Raw genomic sequence first — 13276 nt, 5'->3', positions numbered from 1 at the left:
AGTGGCCGACAACGCGCGGGCTAAGAAGCTGGCGGACCTCATCCAGGAGGTGGTCGCCGAGAAACTGCAGCGCGGAATCAAGGACCCGCGCCTGGGTACGCACGTGACCATCACGGACACCCGCGTCACCGGCGACCTGCGGGAGGCCACGGTCTTCTACACGGTCTACGGCGACGACGAGGACCGGGCGAGCGCGGCGGCCGGCCTGGAGAGCGCCAAGGGCATCCTGCGTTCGGCGGTCGGTGCGGCGGCGGGGACGAAGTTCACCCCCACGCTCGCCTTCATGGCGGACGCGCTCCCCGAGAACGCCAAGGCGATCGAGGACCTCCTCGACCGGGCCCGGGCCTCGGACGCCAAGGTGCGCGAGGCGTCCTCGGGTGCCACGTACGCCGGCGACGCGGACCCGTACCGCAAGCCGGAGGACGACACCGACGAGGACACCGCCTCCGAATGACAGCGCAGAACAAGACGCCGGACGGCCTTGTCATTGTCGACAAGCCGTCCGGCTTCACTTCGCATGACGTCGTGGCCAAGATGCGCGGCATCGCCAGGACCCGCCGCGTCGGCCACGCCGGCACGCTGGACCCGATGGCGACCGGTGTGCTCGTGCTCGGCGTCGAGAGGGCGACCAAGCTGCTCGGCCATCTCGCGCTGACCGAGAAGGAGTACCTCGGTACGATCCGGCTCGGCCAGGACACCGTCACGGACGACGCGGAGGGCGAGATCACCTCGTCCACCGACGCCTCCGGAGTGACCCGCGAGGGCATCGACGCCGGGGTCGCCGCACTGACCGGCGCGATCATGCAGGTGCCGTCCAAGGTCAGCGCCATCAAGATCGACGGCAAGCGGTCCTACGCCCGGGTGCGCGGCGGCGAGGAGTTCGAGATCCCGGCCCGGCCGGTGACCATCTCGTCGTTCAACGTCTACGACGTCCGCGAGGCCGTCGCCGAGGACGGCACGCCCGTGGTCGACCTGGTCGTCTCCGTGGTCTGCTCCTCCGGTACGTACATCCGCGCCATCGCCCGTGACCTCGGCGCCGGACTCGGCGTGGGCGGTCATCTCACCGCGCTGCGGCGTACCCGCGTCGGGCCGTACGGTCTCGACGCGGCCAGGACGCTGGACCAGCACCAGGAGGAGCTGGTCGTGATGCCGGTGGCCGAGGCCGCCGCCTCCGCGTTCCCGCGCTGGGACGTCGACGAGAAGCGGGCCAAGCTGCTGCGCAACGGGGCGCGGCTGGACATGCCCGCCTGTCCGCCGGGGCCGGTCGCGGTCTTCGGGCCCGACGGGCGGTTCCTGGTCCTCGTCGAGGAGCAGAAGGGCAAGGCCAAGAGCCTCGCCGTCTTCAGCTGATGAACTGACCGGTCCACCCGCGCCAGGCCTCAACTGCTGTTCCAGGCCCCCGCCGCCTCCTGTCTTCCGAACGCCCGTGATTCACCCCAATGGGCAGGCGCTCGGAGTGAATCAGGGGTGCGAACGGGGGCGCTTTTACTCTGATGGCCTCTTGTCGATCACGGCGGACCTACCGTCGGATCATGGGATGCGGGGACCGGGCGACGCTGGTACGACTGTGCGATCCGGCCGGCAGGACGAGGGGGACCGGTTTCGTCGCGGACGACCGGGGGACGGTCGTGACCAGCCACGAGGCGGTCGACGGGGTCGGCTACCTCGTCCTGCACGGCGCGGACGGACGCAGCTGCCGCGTCGAGGCGGAGGACATCACCGCGCTGCCCGAGCTGGATCTCGCGCTCCTGCCCACCGCCGGACCGGAGGCGCTGGGCGCGCGGCCGCTGCCGATCGTGGAGCGGGAGCGGATCGAGGCCGGCAGCTATGTGACGATCGCGGCGCACGGCTGGCGCGAGGCCCGCGTCCTGGGACCGGTCCCCGTGACGTACACGGCGGGCGGGCCCGCCCACCGGATCGGCCGGGCCATCGAACTGGCCCTCGGCACGGACGGCAGCGACGCGCTCCGGCTCGGCGGCGCCGCCGTGGGCGGTCCGGTCCTGGACCCGGAGACCGGCGCGGTCATCGCGGTGCTCGGCACCGCGCTGCGAGCCGGACACGCGGCCGCCGGATGTGCGGTGCCCCTGGCCGGGGCGGGCGAAGGCGGGCTGCTGGGCGAGCTGCTGCGGCGCAACGCGATGAGCGTCCCCGGCTACGGCCGCGATCTGAATCTGGCCGGAGCGCTCCAGCTGACCGCCATGTCCGTCGGCTCCGCGGACGCGCCGGGCGACCGGCCCGATCCGGTGGAACGCCCCGAGGCCACCGCGGAGTTCAGCGCGTTCGCCGCCGCGGGACCGGTGAAGCCCGGCGAGCGGGGCGCGGTCGTCCTCGGCCTCGTCGGGGAGCCGGGCACCGGCCGCACCACCGAACTGGCCGCGCTCGCCGCCCGGCGGGCTCGCGGCCGGGTGCCGGCCCTCACCCTGTGGCTGCGCGGGGCGGATCTGCTGGCCGACGACACCTCCGTGGCCGACGCGATCGTCCGCACGCTCGGGCGGGCCGGACGCATCGTCACCGCCGCCGGAGCCCCCGGTGACATGGCGGCCGCCACCCCGGAGCGGGTGGCCCGGCTGGCGGCGGACGCGGGCAGCCCGCTGCTCGTCCTGCTGGACGGCCCCGAGGAGATGCCGCCCGTCCTGGCACACCGGCTGGCCCGGTGGACCACGGGCACGGTCGACTGGCTGCGGGAGAACGGGGCACGGCTCGTCGTCGCCTGCCGCCCCGAGCACTGGGAGACCGCCGGCGCGCTCTGCCCGCCGGACGCGCTGCACCGCCCCGCCAGGCCCGCCTGGCGGCTGCCGTCCGCCCTGCGCATCGACGACCTCACCGTGGGCCAGGCCGAGCTGGCCCGACAGCGGTACGGGCTCCCGACCGACGCGCTCGCCGCAGGCCACGACCGGCACCCGCTCACCCTGCGGCTGCTCGCGGAGGTACGCGAGGCACTGCCGCCGGACACCCCCGGTCGGCCCGGCACGGAGGAGGTCTTCGGCGCCCACCTGGACCTGATGTGCCTGCGCATCGCGGTCCGGATCGCCGCCCAGTGGCGGCCGGCCCCGAGCGGCACCGCGGTACGGCGGCTGGCGGCCCACGTGGCGGGGCAGGTCCACGAGGCGGCCCGGCGCTGCCTCGGGCCTGGGCAGGGGGAGCTGGACCGGGCCGCGTTCGAGCACGTCTTCCCGTGGCGCACGGGCTGGGCCTCCGCCGTGCTCACCGAGGGACTGCTGGTCCCGGCGGGAGCGGGCTACCGCTTCGCGCACGAGGAGCTGGGTGACTGGGTCCAGGGCGCGCACCTGGACCTGGACGCGGCGCTGCGGTCACTGGTGCACCGCTGGCACGCTCCCGGCGTTGCGACGGGCGCGGCGGGGGAGAGCGCCGGACGGGTTCCGCGCCCCGAGGCCGCCGGACGGGTCCCGCGCCCCCGCCGCCCGGACGCGGCCGACAGCCCCGGCACCGCCCCCGCGGCCACCGGCGCTGCCGCCGGGGGAGCCGAGGCGGCCGAGCCGCGCACCCTCCCGGTACCGCGCCACCGGATCGGCCCGGTGATCCAGGCGCTGCTGCTGCTCGGCCGCCGCCAGGGCCCCGCCGCGCTGGCCCACCGGCTGGCCGACCTGATCGAGGCGCTGGACCGGCTGCCGACCGGACGGGACGGGGCAGCGGCGAGGACCGGCGCACCGGGCCCCTCACGGAACGCCACGGCCGCCGCCGAAGTGCGGGAGGACCGGACCGCACCCGGGAGCGACGATCCCGCAGAACCGCCCGCCGCCGGAGGCTGCCCGCCTCCCGACGCCCGCTGGTGGGCCGCGCACCTGCTCGCGGAGACGCTGCTGCGGGTGCCCGACGCCCGGCCGCACCTCGGGGTGCTCCGGCTGCTCACCGGGCGCGTCGTCCGCAGCTCGGCCGAGGCGGACGGGGCCGGTGCGCAGGGGGTGTACGCGGAGTTCGGGCCATGGTTCTGGCGGCGGCTGCGACTGCCCGAGGCGGACCGGATGGACCTGTTCCGACGGCTCGTCCCCGCCGACGGGCCGCCGCGCGGCGAGGGCGAAACCGGCGGCGAGCGCTTCCTGGACGCGGTGGCACGGCGGCTCGCCGCCCATCCGCGTACGATCCAGCCGCTCCTGTGCGCCTGGTTCACGGACGAACAGCCCCTGGGCCACGTCCGCGCGGGACACGGCCTCGCGGCCGGCCGGGAAGCGCAGGCGGTGCGCCCCACCGTCGCGGCGGCCGCCCAGGCCCTCCTCCACGCCCGCCGCGACCTCGCCGTGGACGACCTGGCCGACGCGCTCGTCTCGACCGATCACCCCCGCGCCGACGAACTGCTCGCGGCGCTGGCCGAGGACGAACCCTCCGCGCTGTGCCGGGCCGTCGAGCGCTGGTCCCGCGACGACGACCGCCGCACCCGGCGGATCGCGGCCGCCTGCTACGGAGCGGTCCTCGCACCGAACCTCACCCGCGAGGCCGACCGGGACCTGCTGCGCCGCTCCGCCCTCGCCCTGCTGGCCCGCCCCGGTGACACCGATCTGCACGGGCCGGCGCTGACCCGGCTGGTGGCCGATCCGCAGACCAGGGACCGCTATCTGCCGCAGGCGCTCCGGACCTTCGTCGCCGGCGGGCCCCGGCTCTCCCCGGCCGCGCTCGCCGTCGCCCTGCCCACCCACCCCGAGCAGGTGCTGGCCGCGTACCGCGAGCGCCTCCTGCGGTCCGGGGACGGCGCGGGCGAGGTGCTCCGCGCCCTCGCCGGGATCGACGCCCCCGCGCTCGCCCTGCACGCCGCCGGGCTCGTCCGGGCGTACGTCGACAGCCACCCCGAGGACACGGTGCACACCGCCGCGTACCTCGACCGCAGGCTGGAGCACGGGCCCGCGGCCCGCGCCCTGCTGCTTCCCCTGCTGACCGGGCTGCTCCGGGACCGGCCGGCGGCCGCGCCGGTGCGCGGATCGCTCGCCGTCGTGCTGGCCACGCCCGGCAGCCCGGCCTCGCAGCCGCTGCGGGACGAGCTGCTGGAAGTGCTGCTGGAGTTCGAGCAGGGCGGTGCGCGCCGGGACCCGGTCGTGCTCGACGCGCTGCTGCGGGCCGCCGCGGCGGGCAGTGCCGGGCGCGGCCGGGCCCGCACCAGAGCCCTGGTCCACCGCACCGGGATGCTGCTCGTGCGGACCCCGGAGGGCGCCGCGCGGTTCGACCGGCGGCTGGTCGAACTGGTCCGTGACGTGCCCGGATTCGCCGGCCTGGTCATCGGGTGGCTGGCGGACGCCCCGCAGGAGTGGGCGGCGGTCATCGGTCCCGGCGCACGGCGGACCGTGGAGTCCCTCGGGACCCCGATGCCCATGCCGATGCAGGCCGCAGAGCGTGAGCATGGCAGTCTTAGACCTGCGTAAGAGACAAACCCACGTACACAGGTTCGGGCGAGGAGCGGTCAGAGTGCAGCGCTGGCGTGGCTTGGAGGACATCCCCCAGGACTGGGGACGCAGCGTCGTCACCATCGGCTCCTACGACGGGGTGCACCGCGGACACCAGCTCATCATCGGCCGTGCCGTCGAGCGGGCCCGCGAGCTGGGCGTTCCGTCGGTCGTCGTGACGTTCGACCCGCACCCAAGCGAGGTCGTCCGGCCCGGCAGCCACCCGCCGCTGCTCGCCCCGCACCACCGGCGCGCCGAACTGATGGCGGAGCTCGGCGTGGACGCGCTGCTGATCCTGCCGTTCACCACCGAGTTCTCGAAGCTCGCCCCGGCCGACTTCATCGTGAAGGTGCTCGTCGACAAGCTCCACGCGCGGCTGGTCATCGAGGGCCCCAACTTCCGCTTCGGCCACCGGGCCGCGGGGAACGTGCAGCTGCTCACCGAGTTCGGCGGTACGTACGACTACCGGGTCGAGGTCATCGACCTGCGGGTGCGCGGCGAGGCGGGCGGCGGCGAACCGTTCTCGTCCACCCTCACCCGCCGACTGGTCGCCGAGGGGGACATGGCCGGCGCCCGCGAGATCCTGGGCCGCCCGCACCGCGTCGAGGGCATCGTCGTCCGAGGTGCGCAGCGCGGCCGCGAGCTCGGCTTTCCCACCGCGAACGTGGAGACCCTCCCGCACACCGCGATCCCCGCCGACGGGGTGTACGCGGGCTGGCTGAACGTGAACGGCGAGGCGATGCCCGCCGCGATCTCCGTCGGCACGAACCCGCAGTTCGACGCCACGGAGCGGACCGTGGAGGCGTACGCGATCGACCGCGTCGGCCTCGATCTGTACGGGCTGCACGTCGCCGTGGACTTCCTCGCCTACGTGCGGGGGATGCTGAAGTTCGAGTCGGTCGACGAGCTGCTCGTGGCGATGGCCGCCGATGTGAAGCGGTGCACCGAGCTGATCTCCGCGTACGACCGGGGCTGAATCCGGCGCGGTCGCCGCGCCCGGCTTACCGCGCTCGGGCTTAGGGTGGACCGGGCCGAAGGAGGTGGGTGCCGTGCGTGAACTGCTTCCCGAGCTGCGTGCCTGGCACGAGGCCGGCACGCCGTTCGCCCTGGCCACGGTCGTCTCCGTCCGGGGCAGCGCCCCGAGGTCGCCGGGCGCCGTGATGGCCGTGACCGCCGACGGAGCGGTGGCGGGAAGCGTCTCCGGCGGCTGTGTCGAGGGTGCGGTGTACGAGCTGGCCGGCGAGGTGCTCGGCTCCGGCATCCCGCAGCTCCAGTCGTACGGAATCAGCGACGACGAGGCTTTCGGCGTCGGGCTGACCTGCGGCGGCACGATCGACATCCTGGTCGCGGCGTTCGCCTCCGCGGCCGACCGCGCATGGCTGCGGGGAGTCACGGACTCGATCGCGGCCGGTGAACCCGTCGCCGTGGCCACCGTCCTGCCCGGCTCCGCCGCGGCCGGGGCCCGGCTGGTGGTCCGGACCGGCGGCGCACAGGGATCGCTCGGCGAGGAGGGGCTCGACGCGGCCGTCACCGACGACGCCAGGGGCCTGCTCGCTCAGGGGGCCACCGGCCTCCAGCGGTACGGGGAACGCGGGGAGCGCCGGATGCAGGACGTCTCCGTCTTCGTCCAGACGTACGCGCCGCCGCCCCGGATGCTCGTCTTCGGGGCCATCGACCACGCGGCCGCGACCGCGCGCATCGGCTCGTTCCTGGGGTACCGGGTCACCGTGTGCGACGCCCGTCCGGCGTTCGCGACCCGTGAGCGGTTTCCCACCGCCGACGAGGTCGTCTGCGCCTGGCCGCACACCTACCTCTCGGACACCGAGATCGACGGGCGCACGGTCGTCTGCGTCCTGACGCACGATCCGAAGTTCGATGTCCCGCTGCTGGTCGCGGCGTTGCGGACGCCCGCCGCCTACATCGGCGTGATGGGGAGCCGGCGCACCCATCTGGACCGGATCGCCCGGCTGCGCGAGGAGGAGGTGGCCGAACCGGACCTGGCCCGGCTCGCCTCACCCGTGGGCCTGGACCTCGGCGCCCGTACGCCGGAGGAGACGGCGGTCTCGATCGCCGCGGAGATCATCCAGCACCGCTGGGGCGGCACGGGGCGGCCACTCGGCGAACTGACGGGCACCATCCACCACGAGCGGCCGGAGTAGCGGTGATGGGCCGTTCCGGAACCCCGGACCGGCCCACCACCGCAAGGCCCTAGCTTGTTCTTTATCTACCAGGACCTGTCAGGTCTGCCGATGGCTTTGAGGGTTTCGGGGCGTTTGACGGTCTTGCCGACGTCGTAGCGGGGTGCCCGGTGTCTGTTCTTGGCGCCGGGTGGCCGTCCGGGGCCGACGCCGCGGGGTTTGGGAACACGGGCCGGGCAGGCGAGGTGAGCGCGGATGTTCCTGAACCCCCGGCGGACCCGGGCCGGGGTGAGCCGGCCGGGGGTGGCGGGTTTCTCCCACGGCCGGCGGAGATCCTCGGCGAGAGGGCGGGCGAGCCGGAGCTGGGTGTGGGCGACGATCAGGATCCAGGTCCAGCGGTCCGCGGCCTCGGGAGTGCGGAATTTCGGGGTCGTCCAGCCAAGGGTCTGCTTCGCGAACCTGAACGTGTGCTCAAGGTCGAATCTGCGCAGGTAGGCCTGCCAGAAACGGTCGACGTCGTCCGGGGCGGCGCCGGTCTTCGAGGACCACAACCACACCGGTGGCGCGTCCCGGCCCTTTGATAAGTGCTCGACCTTCAGCCGGACCAACGTGCCTTCGATCAGGGGGAGTTCGCCTTCGTGGTCGAGCCAGGCCGCGCGGTGGGTGAGCCGGGGGTGGACCCGGTCCCATGCCTGGGTCTCGGCTTTCCCGTAGTTCGTGGTGGCGGTGGCGGTGGTGATCGCGGGCTCCGGCCAGGTCTCCGGCTTGGTGAGGCGGAATTCCGGGCCGTGCTTGGGCGGCCGGCCGTTGACGCCGCGCAGCCTGGGTGGTTTCGGTAGCCGCATGACCCGGTCGGAGCGGACGCGGCCGACCAGCTCGACGGGCAGGTCCCGCAGAACCCAGGCCAGGCGGGTGACGTCGTAGCCGGCATCACTGACGATCACGATGTCCGGGTCGCCTGCCTGCCACTGCTCCGTGGTGACGAGCTTTTCAACGACTCCTCGCGGTTGGGCGGCGGTGACCGCAGTCGCGTCGTCGACCGGTCCGAGTCGGACCGCGTCCAGGATCGCAGTCCAGGACGTGGCGCCCGGCTCCAGCACGGCGACGAAGGAGTAGGGCCAGCCCGGAATGAACTGCGACGCGGTTTTCGTACGGCCGTAGACGTGGCAGAACAGCCGATCGGCCGAGCACGGCGCGTCCGACCGAAGCCAGGGCGACACGTCGACCGCCAGCACCAAGCGCCCGCCATCGAATCGAGGCAGTGGCAGCCCCGCCGGCACTGTCCGCAGCCGATCGACGTCGATCCGGCCGTGGTTCAGGCCGCCGTACATCGCTCCGTGTCCACGACGATGCTCGGGCAACAACGTCAGGCCGACCGGGGACTTCACCGCACCGTCCGCACACAGCACCGCGTCCGACAGCTCGAACAGTTCATCGCGCCGAGCGGTCAGACACTCGTAGAACTCACCCCGGAAGCGTGACGCCTCCGCAAACGCTTCCCTCCGCACAGCATCAGGCAGCAGACTCACCCTCACGGCCTTCGTCTTGGTCAGTGCACCTTGGTCGGAGCACATGATCAGACGAAGGCCGCCCCTACGTCCGGCGAATCCCCAGGTGAGCGACTCAGTTCGAGACGCCGTTCGAGGCCGTTAGATAAAGAACAAGCTAGGCCGGGGCCTTCGCCGCCGCGTTCGCCCAGTGGCACGCCACCTGCGTCTCGCCGCCCCCCGCCAGTACCGGGAGCTCCTTCGTACGGCACGCGTCCGCGACCCCCGCCCGCTCCGCCTCGCCCGAGGCCAGCACCTGGCAGCGTGCGTGGAAGCGGCAGCCGGACGGGATCTTCGACGGGTCCGGCGGCTCACCCGTCAGCACCGCCGGCTCGCCCGGCGCCTCCGGCAGCACCGACAGCAGCGCCTGGGTGTACGGATGCCGGGGCGCCGTCAGGATCTGCTCGACGTCGCCGGTCTCCACGATCCGGCCGAGGTACATCACCGCCACCCGGTCCGCGATGTTCCACGCCAGCCCGAGATCGTGCGTGACCACCAGCGCGGACAGGCCCAGCTCGTCCCGCAGCCGCAGCAGCAGCGCCAGGATCTCGCCGCGCACCGAGGCGTCCAGCGAGGCCACCGGCTCGTCGGCCACGATGAGTTCCGGCTCCAGGACCAGCGCGCCCGCGATCACGACGCGCTGGCGCTGACCGCCCGACAGCTCGTGCGGGTAGCGCAGGAAGAACCGCTCCGGAGGCCGCAGCCCCGCCCGGGAGAGGGCGTTGGTGACCGCCTCCCGCTCGTCACCGCCGTACCGGTGGATCCGCAGACCCTCGGCCACCGCGTCGTACACCGTGTGCCGGGGGTTCAGCGAACCGCTCGGGTCCTGGAGCACCAGCTGGACGCGCTTGCGGTACGCCTTGAGGGCCCGGCTCCCGTAGCCGAGCGGCTTGCCTCCGAAGGTGATCTGCCCGGAGACCGGCGGGACCAGGCCCAGCAGCGAACGGGCCAGTGTCGTCTTGCCGCACCCGGACTCCCCGACCAGGGCGACGATCTCGCCCGGCCTGATGTCCAGGTCGACGCCGTCGACGGCCCGCGCCGGCTCCGCGCCGTGCCGGCCGGGGAAGGCGATGTGCAGCGACTGGGCGCTGAGCAGGTCCGTGGTGGTGGTCATGTGGTGCTCCTTACTTCCTCTGCGCCCGGCAGGACCGGCGCGGCGGCCCCCCGCGGACCCACCAGCACACAGGCGGCCCGCCGTCCCGGCCCGGCGTCCCGCAGCTCCTGGTCCTGCGTGGCGCAGGAGTCCAGGGCCACCGGGCAGCGCGGGTGGAACGTGCAGCCCGCCGGCAGCGCCGACGGATCGGGCGGATCGCCCGGCAGCCCCCGCGGCGCGAACCGGGAGGCCGGGTCCCCGATGCGCGGGAAGGCGCCCGACAGCGCCTTGCTGTACGGATGGGTCGCGTTCTCGTAGACCTCGGAGGCGGGGCCCTGCTCGACGACCCGTCCCGCGTACATCACCGCGAGCCGGTCGCAGGTGTCGGAGAGCACCGCCAGGTCATGGCTGATCATGATCAGTCCGAGGTCCTGCTCGGAGACCAGCTGCTCGATCAGGCGCAGGATCTGGGCCTGGATCATCACATCGAGGGCGGTCGTCGGCTCGTCGGCGATGATCAGCCCCGGGTCGCAGGCGAGCGCCATCGCGATCATCACGCGCTGCCGCTGCCCGCCGGACAGCTCGTGCGGATAGGCGTCCACCCGGGCCGCGGGCAGACCCACCTGTTCCAGCAGCTCACCGGCCCGTTCGCGGGCGGCGGTCTGGGACGCCTTGCTGTGCAGCACGATCGGCTCGGCGATCTGGTCACCGATGCGGTGCACCGCGTTGAGCGAGTGCATCGCGCCCTGGAAGACGATCGAGGCACCGGCCCAGCGCACGGCCCGGACCTGGCCCCACTTCATGGTGAGGACGTTCTCGCCGTTCAGCAGGATCTCGCCGGTGACCTTGGTGCCCGCCGGAAGCAGCCGCAGCAGCGCGAGCGCCAGCGTCGACTTCCCGCAGCCCGACTCCCCGGCGATGCCGAGCTTCCGGCCCGCGTCCACCTCCAGATCCACCCCGCGGACGGCCTGGGCGCCGCCGGCGTACGTCACCGTCAGATCGCGGACCTGGAGAAGCGGCGTCTTACGGATGCTCGTCGTGCTCAACGGGCCACCCCCAGCTTGGGATTGAGGACGGTCTCGATGGCGCGGCCGCACAGCGTGAACGCCAGGGCCACCAGGGCGATGGCGATACCGGGCGGCGCCAGGTACCACCAGTCGCCCGCGCTGACCGCGCCGGCCTCGCGGGCGTCCTGGAGCATGCCGCCCCAGGAGGTGATGGTCGGGTCACCGAGGCCGAGGAAGGCCAGGGTGGCCTCGGTCAGGATCGCGCTGGAGATCACCAGCGTGGTCTGGGCCAGCACCAGCGGCATCACGTTCGGCAGGACGTGCCGGGTCATGATGTGGCCGTGTCCGCCGCCCAGCGCGCGGGCCCGCTCGATGTAGGGGCGGGACTCCACGGCGAGCGTCTGCGCCCGCACCAGACGGGCCGTCGTCGGCCAGGTGGTGACGCCGATCGCGATGATGACCGTCCACAGCGAGCGGTCCATGACGGTGGCGAGCGCGATCGCCAGGACCAGGGTCGGCATCACCAGGAACCAGTCGGTGACCCGCATCAGGACCGTCGAGTACCAGCCGCGGAAGTGGCCGGCGAGGATGCCGACGACGGTGCCGATGGCGACGCAGAGGAAGGCGGCGAGCAGCCCCACCGTCAGCGAGACGCGCGCCCCCCACACCAGCAGGGCGAGCACGCTGCGGCCGAACTGGTCGGTGCCGAGCGGGAACTCGCTGCTCGGGGATTCCAGCGCACCACCGGGTGCGGAGGTGACGCTCTGCGAGTCGGCGCCGACCAGGGCCGGCGCGAACAGGGCGGTCAGCCCGATCAGGATCAGTCCGGCCAGCCCCCAGAGCCCGCCAGGGTGCCTGCGGTACTCGCGCCAGAAGCGGGCCATCGAGCGGCGCTTGCGGGCCCGTGCCAGCGCACGCGGGCTCTTGGCCGTCCCGGTGCCGGTCTCTTCGGGCGTGGGCTTCTCGGCCTCGGGGGTGGAGGCCGGCATGGATTCGGTCGTCATCGGCCCACCCGGGGATCGAGCAGCGGATACAGCACATCGGCCAGGGTGTTCGCCAGGATCACCGCGGTGGCGAAGACGAAGAACAGCCCTTGGACGAGTGGCAGGTCAGGGACGCTGAGCCCCTGGTAGAAGAGGCCGCCGAGGCCCGGCCAGGAGAACACCGTCTCGACCAGGATCTGTCCGGCGACCACATGTCCCAGGTTGACGAACATCAGCGTGAAGGTCGGCAGCATCGCGTTGGGCACGGCGTGCTTGCGGCGTACCGCGTCGTCGCGCAGCCCCTTCGCGCGGGCCGTCGTCAGGTAGTCGCTGCCCATCTCGTCGAGCAGCGAGGAGCGCATCACCAGCAGTGTCTGCGCGTAGCCGACCGCGACCAGGGTGATCACCGGGAGCACCATGTGGTGCGCCACGTCGAGGACGTAGGCGAAGCCGGTCTCGTTGCCCGACTCCAGGCCACCGGTCGGGAAGATGCCCGGGATCGGTCCGATGCCCACGGAGAAGACGATGATCAGGAGCAGCCCGAGCCAGAACGACGGCACCGAGTAGAGCGTGAGCGCCAGCGCGGTGTTGAACCGGTCGCTCGTGGAGCCGTTGCGCCAGGCGGTACGGGTGCCGAGCCAGATGCCGAGCGCGCTGTAGAGGACGTACGCCGTGCCGGTGAGCAGCAGCGTCGCCGGAAGCGCCTCGACGATCTTGTCCATCACCGGGGCGTGGAACTGGTACGAGGTGCCGAAGTCACCGGTGAGCGCGTCGCCCACGTAGCTGGTGAACTGCTTCCACATCGGCTGGTCCAGGCCGAACTGATGGCGCAGCGACTGGAGCTGTTCTGTCGAGACCCGGCGGCCGCCGGTCATCTGCTTCACCGGGTCGCTGGGGATCAGCCGGAAGAGGAAGAAGCTGGTGACCAGAACGGCGAACAGCGAGACGATCGCGCCGAGGATCTTGGCGGCCACATACCTGAGGTAGGCCTTGGTGTTGCCCGCCCGTGGGCCGCGGGCGGCCGCCGGACCGGCCGGAGCCGGCCCTTCGGTATCCGCATCCGCCTGTTTCACGAGCGCCGGAGTGCTGTCAGCTGTCATGAGGGAACTCTCGTTACT

10 protein-coding genes are annotated in these 13276 nt (G+C 73.2%); 5 read left to right on the top strand and 5 right to left on the bottom strand.

Annotation, left to right across the window (positions count from 1 at the left end):
• The first annotated feature begins 1 nt into the window (after position 1).
• From rbfA to RLT59_RS08865, 5 genes are all read left to right on the top strand, one after another.
• A complete protein-coding gene (gene rbfA / locus RLT59_RS08885) occupies positions 2–454 on the top strand; it encodes a 30S ribosome-binding factor RbfA (RefSeq protein ID WP_311302907.1) in 453 nt (150 codons plus the stop codon).
• Positions 451–1350, top strand: coding sequence for a tRNA pseudouridine(55) synthase TruB (gene truB, locus RLT59_RS08880; RefSeq protein ID WP_311302906.1), 900 nt, complete (start codon positions 451–453; stop codon positions 1348–1350). Before rbfA ends, truB begins: the two co-directional genes overlap by 4 nt.
• A gap of 182 nt (positions 1351–1532) precedes the next feature.
• Positions 1533–5369, top strand: a complete 3837-nt coding sequence (locus RLT59_RS08875) for a trypsin-like peptidase domain-containing protein (protein WP_311302905.1) — start codon at positions 1533–1535, stop codon at positions 5367–5369.
• A 43-nt stretch (positions 5370–5412) separates the two neighbouring features.
• Complete coding sequence (locus RLT59_RS08870; RefSeq protein ID WP_311302904.1) at positions 5413–6366, top strand: bifunctional riboflavin kinase/FAD synthetase; 954 nt, start codon at positions 5413–5415, stop codon at positions 6364–6366.
• A gap of 73 nt (positions 6367–6439) precedes the next feature.
• Positions 6440–7549: an XdhC family protein gene (locus RLT59_RS08865; RefSeq protein ID WP_311302903.1), complete on the top strand. Its 1110-nt coding sequence runs from the start codon at positions 6440–6442 to the stop codon at positions 7547–7549.
• Between the two features lie 65 nt (positions 7550–7614).
• Here RLT59_RS08865 and RLT59_RS08860 read toward each other — a convergent pair whose 3' ends face one another.
• The 5 genes from RLT59_RS08860 to RLT59_RS08840 form a co-directional block, all read right to left on the bottom strand.
• Complete coding sequence (locus RLT59_RS08860) at positions 7615–9102, bottom strand: NF041680 family putative transposase (RefSeq protein ID WP_399125073.1); 1488 nt, start codon at positions 9100–9102, stop codon at positions 7615–7617.
• A 91-nt stretch (positions 9103–9193) separates the two neighbouring features.
• The gene (locus RLT59_RS08855) at positions 9194–10189 is read right to left on the bottom strand and encodes an ABC transporter ATP-binding protein (RefSeq protein ID WP_311302901.1); all 996 of its coding nucleotides are present in this window, start codon (positions 10187–10189) and stop codon (positions 9194–9196) included.
• Complete coding sequence (locus tag RLT59_RS08850; protein WP_311302900.1) at positions 10186–11214, bottom strand: ABC transporter ATP-binding protein; 1029 nt, start codon at positions 11212–11214, stop codon at positions 10186–10188. The genes RLT59_RS08855 and RLT59_RS08850 overlap by 4 nt, the downstream gene beginning before the upstream one ends.
• Entirely contained in the window at positions 11211–12164 is a 954-nt protein-coding gene (locus RLT59_RS08845; protein WP_399126855.1) for an ABC transporter permease, read from the bottom strand. The genes RLT59_RS08850 and RLT59_RS08845 overlap by 4 nt, the downstream gene beginning before the upstream one ends.
• Positions 12165–12175: 11 nt before the next feature.
• The gene (locus RLT59_RS08840) at positions 12176–13258 is read right to left on the bottom strand and encodes an ABC transporter permease (protein WP_311302899.1); all 1083 of its coding nucleotides are present in this window, start codon (positions 13256–13258) and stop codon (positions 12176–12178) included.
• Positions 13259–13276 lie beyond the last annotated feature (18 nt).

It is taken from the genome of Streptomyces sp. ITFR-6 (genome assembly GCF_031844725.1).
GTDB lineage: Bacteria > Actinomycetota > Actinomycetes > Streptomycetales > Streptomycetaceae > Streptomyces.
Note: the sequence above shows the minus strand (reverse complement) of the source record. Positions and strands in the feature narration are given on the sequence as shown.